Genomic DNA, 1,441 nt, shown 5'->3' with positions numbered 1-1,441 from the left:
TGTCCGCCTCCCCTCCACACCGCTCGGCCGCCGCAACCTGTTGCGCGGAGCCTGCGGCGCCCTGGCGCTGGGCACCCTGCCCGGCCTTGCGCAGGCCGCCTCCGGCCCGGCGTCCGAAACTGTCCTGCGCATCGCCGACTACAAGGCGCTGGACGGGCTGGCGCTGGACGCGTCCGGCAATGCCGGGTCCAGCTTCCGGTCGCAATTCGCCGAGTTCGCGTCGGGCAACCTGATCGTCGAGGCGATCAATGCCGGCTCCATCGATGTCGGCTCCAGCAGCGAGATCCCACCCGCCTTCGGAATCGCCGCCGGCGCCCGCCTGTCCATCGTCGCCGTAGTCAAGGACGACGTAAATTGGCAGGTGGTGCTGGTGCCGCCCGGCAGCCCGATCCGATCGGTCGCCGACCTGAAGGGCAAGCGCGTCGGCTATGTCCGCGCCACCACCACGCAATACTATCTCGCCAAAATGCTCGGCGAGGCCGGCCTGCGCTTCACCGACATCCAGGCGATCAGCCTGACCCCGTCGGAAGGACAAGCCGCCTTCGAGCAGGGCGCGCTCGATGCCTGGGCGATCTACGGCTACTCGGTGCCCTTCGCCATCAAGAAGGGCGCGCGAGTTCTCGTCACCTCCAACGGCTACCTGTCGGGCAATTACCTGTATCTCGCTTCGCCCGACGCACTGGCCGATCCGGGCAAGTCGGCCGCCATCGGCGACTATTTCCTGCGGCTGCGCCGCGCCTTCGCCTGGCGCGCCGCCAATTTGGAACGCTGGGCCCAGGTCCATTCCGCCGCCATCGGCGTGCCGGTCGAAACCGACCTGGAAATCCTGCGCAAGAATTCCCGCCAGCGCGATCTGGCACCGATCACCGATGCCGACATCGCATCGGCCCAGAACGTCGCCGATACCTTCCACCAGCTGAGCGTGCTGCCCAAGCGCATCGACATCGCCCCGGCCTTCGACCGCCGCTTCACCGACATCCTGTCGCGTCCGCTCAGCTGAGCCCTATCGGCCCGTTGACGCCATCCCGATCCCTCGCCAGCCATAAATAAGGGGACCACCGCCATGACCGCCTCCCACAGCACGTCGGCCCACCCGCTCCGCTTCGTCGGCTTCGTCGGCAACCACAATGCGTCGGAGATCATCCCGCGCCAGGGTCCGGTGGTGGACCGCGACTATATCGAGACGGTCGCCAAGGCGCATGAACTGGGCGGCTTCGATTCCGTGCTCCAGGCCTTCCATGCCGATGCGCCGGACAGCCTGCAGGTCAGCCAGCACATCACCGGCGTCACCGACCGGCTGGGTGTGCTGATCGCCCACCGTCCCGGCTTCCAGGCGCCGACCATCCTCGCCCGCCAGCTCGCCACGCTCGACCAGCTGAGCCGGGGCCGCGTCGCCATCAACGTCATCACCGGCGCCGAGCGCAGCGAGCTTGCCCGCGAC

The 1,441-nt window shown here is 68.2% G+C and carries 2 protein-coding genes; both read left to right on the top strand.

The window, feature by feature from the left end:
• On the top strand, positions 1–1,000 hold a 1,000-nt coding region (locus tag VH569_RS35220), incomplete at its 5' end, for an ABC transporter substrate-binding protein (protein ID WP_423321924.1).
• A gap of 63 nt (positions 1,001–1,063) precedes the next feature.
• On the top strand, positions 1,064–1,441 hold a 378-nt coding region (locus tag VH569_RS35215), incomplete at its 3' end, for an LLM class flavin-dependent oxidoreductase (protein ID WP_423321922.1).

Source organism: Azospirillum sp. 11R-A, from assembly GCF_049472615.1.
Classification (GTDB): domain Bacteria; phylum Pseudomonadota; class Alphaproteobacteria; order Azospirillales; family Azospirillaceae; genus Azospirillum; species Azospirillum palustre.
The sequence above is the reverse complement of the archived record's forward strand: the minus strand, read 5'-3'. Positions and strand labels throughout refer to the sequence as shown.